7 protein-coding genes and 1 tRNA gene are annotated in these 6,559 nt (G+C 67.3%); all 8 read right to left on the bottom strand.

Annotation, left to right across the window (positions count from 1 at the left end; genetic code table 11):
* Positions 1–636 (bottom strand): hypothetical protein (locus ABZ928_RS13830; RefSeq protein ID WP_361517906.1); only part of this gene is annotated, 636 nt, incomplete at its 3' end.
* A 135-nt stretch (positions 637–771) separates the two neighbouring features.
* Positions 772–1,287: a hypothetical protein gene (locus tag ABZ928_RS13825; protein WP_361517905.1), complete on the bottom strand. Its 516-nt coding sequence runs from the start codon at positions 1,285–1,287 to the stop codon at positions 772–774.
* A 52-nt stretch (positions 1,288–1,339) separates the two neighbouring features.
* Positions 1,340–1,957 carry an aminoacyl-tRNA hydrolase gene (gene pth, locus ABZ928_RS13820; RefSeq protein WP_361517903.1) on the bottom strand — a complete coding sequence of 206 codons (618 nt, stop codon included), beginning with the start codon at positions 1,955–1,957 and terminating at the stop codon, positions 1,340–1,342.
* Positions 1,958–2,070: 113 nt separating this feature from the next.
* Positions 2,071–2,664 (bottom strand): 50S ribosomal protein L25/general stress protein Ctc, encoded by a 594-nt coding sequence (locus tag ABZ928_RS13815; protein WP_361517901.1) that lies wholly within the window; start codon positions 2,662–2,664, stop codon positions 2,071–2,073.
* A gap of 207 nt (positions 2,665–2,871) precedes the next feature.
* A complete protein-coding gene (locus ABZ928_RS13810) occupies positions 2,872–3,852 on the bottom strand; it encodes a ribose-phosphate diphosphokinase (RefSeq protein ID WP_361517899.1) in 981 nt (326 codons plus the stop codon).
* 133 nt (positions 3,853–3,985) lie between these two features.
* Positions 3,986–5,434 carry a bifunctional UDP-N-acetylglucosamine diphosphorylase/glucosamine-1-phosphate N-acetyltransferase GlmU gene (glmU, locus tag ABZ928_RS13805; RefSeq protein ID WP_361517897.1) on the bottom strand — a complete coding sequence of 483 codons (1,449 nt, stop codon included), beginning with the start codon at positions 5,432–5,434 and terminating at the stop codon, positions 3,986–3,988.
* Between the two features lie 111 nt (positions 5,435–5,545).
* Positions 5,546–5,619 (bottom strand) — tRNA-Gln (locus ABZ928_RS13800).
* 11 nt (positions 5,620–5,630) lie between these two features.
* Positions 5,631–6,503 (bottom strand): hypothetical protein, encoded by an 873-nt coding sequence (locus ABZ928_RS13795; protein ID WP_361517895.1) that lies wholly within the window; start codon positions 6,501–6,503, stop codon positions 5,631–5,633.
* Positions 6,504–6,559 lie beyond the last annotated feature (56 nt).

Below are 6,559 nucleotides of genomic sequence, written 5' to 3'. Positions count from 1 at the left end.
GTAGCCACCCGCGGCGACCAGCGCGGCGGCAGCACCGCTCAGCAGGCCCACCGGGGCGCCGTTGCCGGTCTCGGCGAGGTCGCCGCTCTCGCTGTCACCGGTGCCGCCACCCTGGGCGGACGGGGAGGAAGAGGGCTCCGCGGACTCACCGGCGGGCGCCGACGCCGACGCGGAGGCGGACGCCGACGAGGAAGGCGTCTCACCGGGCTTGCCGTCCTCGGCCTGCCCGTCCTCGCAGTCGGTCCAGAAGACCTTGTGCTTCGCGGCGCCCTTCTCGCCCTCGAAGTTCCAGAACAGCTTGTAGTGCCCGTCGGGCAGCGACAGGTCCTCGGTCCGGCCGTGGCCCTCGGAGTCGAGGGTGATCTCGCCGGACTTGACGGTCTCGCCCTTGACGTCGGCCGTCGGGGCCCAGGCCTCGATGTGCCAGTCGACCTCCTGGACGGAGTCGAAGCCGAACGCGTCGAGGTAGAAGGTGCAGACGTGCGGCTCGTTGCGGCGAAGCTCCTCGCCGGTCGAGGCGTCGTGGATCTTCACTGTGCCGTTGTCACCGGGAGCGGTGGCGTAGGCGGCGGGGGCCGCGAGCAGGGCGGCCGAGGCGACGGCGCACACGGCGCCGGCACGGATGAGGGTACGCATGGGGCAGTCCATCTTCGAGATGTGACAGGGAAGATGTGGAGGGGGCGGCTCAGCTTCCAGCCCCGCCTGACCCAAGGTCAATCACGAACAGGCAACGCTCAGGTCCTCCACAGATGTGGAGAACCCCGAACACCGTCAGATGGTCACGAAAGCGGCGGTGAGCAGCGCGATTCCCGCCCCCGCCATGACCCACGCGCCCCGCGTGCGCCCCAACCCGCCCGCCACCACGACCGACGCCAGCAACAGCGCCCCACCGAGCGGAACCCAGGCGTAGAGGATGCCCGCAGGCCCGGACCGTACGACATCGTCACTGCTGGGCTTCACGACCACGGTGTACGTCTCGCCCTTCCTCACCGCGACCGTCTTCTCGATGACGACCTTCGCGCGAGCCGTGGACCCCTCGGAGATCGGCGTATAGGGACCGGTGCAGGTGTCGTCGCCGCACCGCGTCACCTCGATCGTGCCGCTCTCCCGGCCCTTCGTCAGCATCACGTGCTGCGCGGTGCCCCACGACGCCCACACCCCGGCGATCAGGATCAGCCCCGCGACCGCGCCCATCGCCGCGAGCCGTCCGAAACGGAGGGCGGCGACCGAGGCCTGGCGGGATCCCGGGCGGGACTTGGTGGCTGTGGCAGGCATGGCCGGGATCATTGGCCATGCCCGGACAGCGCGTCAACTTCGGCTGTCTGTGCGGCGGGACAAGTCAGGAGTTGTACGTGCTTTGCGCCCGCTCCAGCCCCTCGATCACCAGACACTCCACCGCGTCCGCCGCCCGGTCCACGAAGTAGTCCAGCTCCTTGCGCTCGGCCGACGAGAAATCCTTCAGCACGAAGTCAGCGACCTGCATCCGCCCCGGCGGCCGCCCGATCCCGAACCGCACCCGGTGGTACTCGGCACCGAACGCCTTCGTCATCGACTTCAGCCCGTTGTGCCCGTTGTCCCCGCCACCCAGCTTCAGCCGCAGCACCCCGAAGTCGATGTCCAGCTCGTCATGAACGGCGACGACGTTGGCGACCGGCACCTTGTAGAAGTCCTTCAGCGCGTTGACGGGCCCGCCCGAAAGATTCATGAACGACATCGGCTTGGCCAGGATCACCCGGCGATTCGCCGGCCCGGGCGGCCCGATCCGCCCCTCCACGACCTGCGCCTGCGCCTTCCCGGCCCGCTTGAACCTCCCCCCGATCCGCTCGGCCAGCAGATCGGCCACCATGAAACCGACGTTGTGCCGGTTGGCCGCGTACTCCGGGCCGGGGTTGCCGAGGCCGACGATCAGCCAGGGGGCGTTGGCGGGAGCGGCGCCCGCGGGGGTGGTCACGTCCATGTCTCCTCGATACGCGTCAGCCGCCGCTCCCGTACGGAAGCAGCGGCTGACGAATTCTTGCAGAGCCTCAAAGGCGGAGCCTCAAGACAGAGCCCCAAGGCAGAGCCTCAGGCTCAGGCCTCGGCAGCCTCGTCGCCCTCGGCCTCGCCCTCAGCGGACTCCTCGGCCTGCGCGGCCAGGACCTGAAGGACGACAGCGTCCTCCTCGACGGCCAGCGTGGTGCCGTTCGGGAGGGTGATGTCCTTGGCGAGGACGGAGGCACCGGCCTCCAGGCCCTCGATGGAGACCGTGACGGACTCGGGGATGTGGGTGGCCTCGGCCTCGACCGGAAGCGCGTTCAGCACGTGCTCGAGGAGGTTGCCACCGGCGGCCAGCTCGCCCTCGGTGTGAACCGGGATCTCGACCGTGACCTTCTCGCCACGCTTCACGAGCAGCAGGTCGACGTGCTCCAGGAAGCCCTTGATCGGGTCACGCTGGACCGACTTCGGGATCGCCAGCTCGTTGGTCTTGCCGTCGATGTCCAGGGAGAGCAGGACGTTCGGCGTACGCAGGGCGAGCAGCAGCTCGTGGCCCGGGAGCGTCAGGTGGATCGGGTCCGAACCGTGGCCGTACAGCACACCGGGAACCTTGCTGTCACGACGGATGCGACGGGCGGCACCCTTGCCGAACTCGCTGCGGGTCTCGGCGGAGAGCTTGACCTCGGACATGTGGATCACTCCTCGTATGGGTGAGAAACGGACAAGGTCACCCGGCCAGAACGGCCTGCTACGAAGAGCGCGTCGATAACGGATCGCCGTATCGCGCAATGAGCACGAGTACGGCCTCCCTCGCCGAGCAACCTGAGCAGTCTACTCGGCGGGGGAGGCCGCAGAAAAATCGATCATGCAGAAGCGTTCTGCCTCAAGGCTTCAGGCCTACTGTTCGTCGAAGAGGCTCGTCACCGAACCGTCCTCGAACACCTCACGCACCGCGCTCGCGATCGTCGGCGCGATGGACAGAACCGTGATCTTGTCCAGGTCCTCGCCCAGCTCACCCGGCGTCGGCAGCGTGTCCGTGAACACGAACTCGCTCACCCGGGAGTTCTTCAGCCGGTCCGCGGCCGGACCGGACAGCACACCGTGCGTCGCGGTGACGATGACGTCCTCCGCACCGTGCGCGAACAGCGCGTCCGCCGCCGCACAGATCGTGCCACCCGTGTCGATCATGTCGTCGACCAGCACACACACCCGGCCCTTGACCTCACCCACGACCTCGTGGACCGTCACCTGGTTCGCCACGTCCTTGTCACGCCGCTTGTGCACGATCGCCAGCGGCGCACCCAGACGGTCGCACCAGCGGTCGGCCACCCGGACACGACCGGCGTCGGGGGACACGACCGTCAGCTTGTCCCGGTCCACCTTCTCGCCCACGTAGTCCGCGAGGAGGGGGAGAGCGAAGAGATGGTCGACGGGACCGTCGAAGAAGCCCTGGATCTGGTCCGTGTGCAGATCGACGGTGAGGATGCGGTCCGCACCCGCGGTCTTCATCAGATCCGCGATCAGGCGCGCCGAGATCGGTTCACGCCCACGGTGCTTCTTGTCCTGCCGCGCGTAACCGTAGAACGGCACGATCACCGTGATGGAACGGGCCGACGCACGCTTCAGCGCGTCGATCATGATCAGCTGCTCCATGATCCACTGATTGATCGGAGCCGTGTGGCTCTGGATCACGAAGCAGTCCGCACCACGAGCGGACTCCTCGTAGCGGACATAGATCTCACCGTTGGCGAAGTCGAAGGCCTTGGTCGGGACGACCCCGACACCCAGCTGCTGGGCGACCTCCTGGGCAAGCTCGGGGTGGGCGCGGCCGGAGAAGAACATCATCTTCTTCTCGCCGGTCGTCTTGATCCCGGTCACAGCACTATCTCCTCAGAGGTGTCTCAGCCGACTGTCGAGAGACCTCGCCACTGGGCGCGACGCGGCCGTCTCAGCTGGTGGGTGCGGGTGTGCACCTATCACGGTACGCCGTGTTCGACGCACCTGTTTCCGGTCAGCTTTCGCCTTCCGGCTCCCGGGACGCCGCCTCGGCCGCCTTCGCCGCCGCGCTCCCCGGACGCTTACGGGCCACCCAGCCCTCGATATTCCGCTGCTGACCACGGGCCACAGCGAGCGAACCGGGCGGCACATCCTTCGTGATCACCGACCCTGCGGCGGTGTAGGAACCGTCCCCGACCGTGACAGGAGCCACAAACATATTGTCCGAACCGGTACGACAGTGCGAGCCGACGGTCGTGTGGTGCTTGTCCTGCCCGTCGTAGTTCACGAACACACTCGCCGCACCGATATTGGTGTACTCACCGATCGTCGCGTCCCCGACGTAGGAGAGGTGGGGAACCTTCGTCCCCTCCCCGATCGAGGCGTTCTTCGTCTCGACGTACGTGCCGATCTTGCCCTTGGCACCGAGACGCGTGCCGGGACGGAGATACGCGTACGGTCCGACCGTGGCACCCGGACCGACGTGAGCGCCGTCGGAGACGGTGTTGTCGACGCGGGCGCCGGCCCCGACGACCGTGTCCTTGAGACGGCTGTTGGGCCCGACCTCGGCGCCCTCACCGAGGTGCGTGGAACCGTGCAGCTGAGTGCCGGGGTGGACGAGGGAGTCCTGCTCGAAGGTGACGGTCACATCGACCCACGTCGTCGCCGGGTCGATGACGGTCACACCGGCGAGCATCGCGCGCGTGAGCAGCCGGTCATTGAGAATCCGCCGCGCCTCACTGAGCTGCACACGGTTGTTGATCCCGGCGATCTCACGATGATCGGACGCGACGGAAGCACCGACGCGGTGCCCGGCCTCACGGAGAATCCCGAGGACATCGGTGAGGTACTCCTCACCCTGACTGTTGTCCGTACGGACCTTCCCGAGGGCATCGGCGAGCAACTGCCCGTCGAACGCGAACACCCCGGAGTTGATCTCCCGGATCGCACGCTGCGAGTCGGAGGCGTCCTTGTGCTCGACGATCGCCGTCACGGCCCCCGAGGCACCGTCGCGCACGATACGGCCGTAACCGGTGGCGTCCGGGACCTCGGCGGTGAGCACGGTGACCGCGTTGCCGTCGGCGGAGTGCGTGGCGGCGAGGGTCCGGAGGGTCTCACCGGTGAGGAGCGGGGTGTCCCCGCAGACGACCACGACGGTCCCTTCGACGACACCGCCCAGCTCTTCGAGCGCCATCCGTACGGCGTGCCCGGTGCCGTTCTGCTGGGCCTGGACCGCGGTGCGGACATGCGGGTCGACCTCGGCGAGATGCGCGGTGACCTTCTCCCGCGCGTGACCGACGACCACGACCAGATTCTCCGGGTCCAACTCCCGCGCTGCGGCGAGCACATGACCCACGAGGCTGCGGCCACAGATCTCATGCAGGACCTTCGGTGTGGCCGACTTCATACGGGTGCCCTCACCCGCTGCGAGAACGACGACGGCTGCCGGGCGAATGGCGCTCACGGGATGCCCTTCGGCTGTGGAGGGGGTGGGGTGACATCCGCAGGATACCGGGGCGTTTCGTGGGGGACATGGGAGTGGGCCCTGACTGAGCTGTCAGGGCCCACGCTTTGTTGGCTCCCGGGGAAGGAATCGAACCCTCATTCAAGAGACCAAAACTCTTTGTCCTACCATTAGACGACCCGGGATGGTTTACCTGTTATGTCCGATTTCCTAGATCGGCCGCAGGTGCAGCCCCTACTATGCCGTACCAGGCGCCCTCCATGCGACGGTACAGGTCGGCACTCTGTCGGACGTAGATGACGAGGCATCCGCTGCAGGTCTCGCCCGTGTTCTTTCGCACGGTCCGGGGGTTGTGTCGTTTCAGCGTGGCCTTGCTGAAGGCTGACGCATCGATGCCCGTGACGGCGGCCCAGAACTGTTCGGCGGCTGCCACGTCTGCGCTCTCGTGAATGCTGACCCTGACGGTCAGGCGGTCCCGCTTCACCTCCAGTAGTTCGAGCCAACGCAGGAAGAACCTGATCACGTTGGCGTCGCTGTTGATGAACTGCAGGACCTCGGTGCGGCGGTGGGGCTTGTCCTTGGCGCCCTCGGCCCAGTACAGCGCGACGCCTGCGATGAACAACTCGCGGTCCGACAGCTCACCCACCGCTTCCGCTGCCGCCTCCTTGGTTGCCTGCCGTTCCTCATCCTGGGCGGCACGCAGTCGTGCCAGCCCCGCGTTCATGCGTGCCCTCTGCTCCTCCGGCGTGCACTTGGGCTCCGGATGCGGCAGATCCCGTACCCACAGCGACACTGAGCTCTTCGAGCAGCCCAGCTCGGCCTGGATCTGGTTGTACGTCCACCCCTGCTTCCGTAGCTCCCGAGCCCTGTCGCGTAGGTCGTCCTTCGCTCGCGGCCGCTTGGTCCATTCCGGAGGCGGCTCACCTTCTACCAGGCGCTGAAGGGTCTCCTTGTTGTGGACCTGAAGCTTGTTGCGGATCTGCCGAAGGCTGTAGCCCTGGCGTCGCAACGCCACCGCCTGCTCCCGCAACCCCTCGAAGTCCGCGTATTTGCCCTGTGCGTGTGCCATGGGCATACCCTCCGGGCGGAATCGGATCTTCCGGTGTCGAACGGTGAGCGATTCAG

The organism is Streptomyces sp. NPDC046909, from assembly GCF_040644695.1.
Classification (GTDB): Bacteria; Actinomycetota; Actinomycetes; order Streptomycetales; family Streptomycetaceae; genus Streptomyces.
This window is presented reverse-complemented; position numbering and strand designations above follow the sequence as displayed.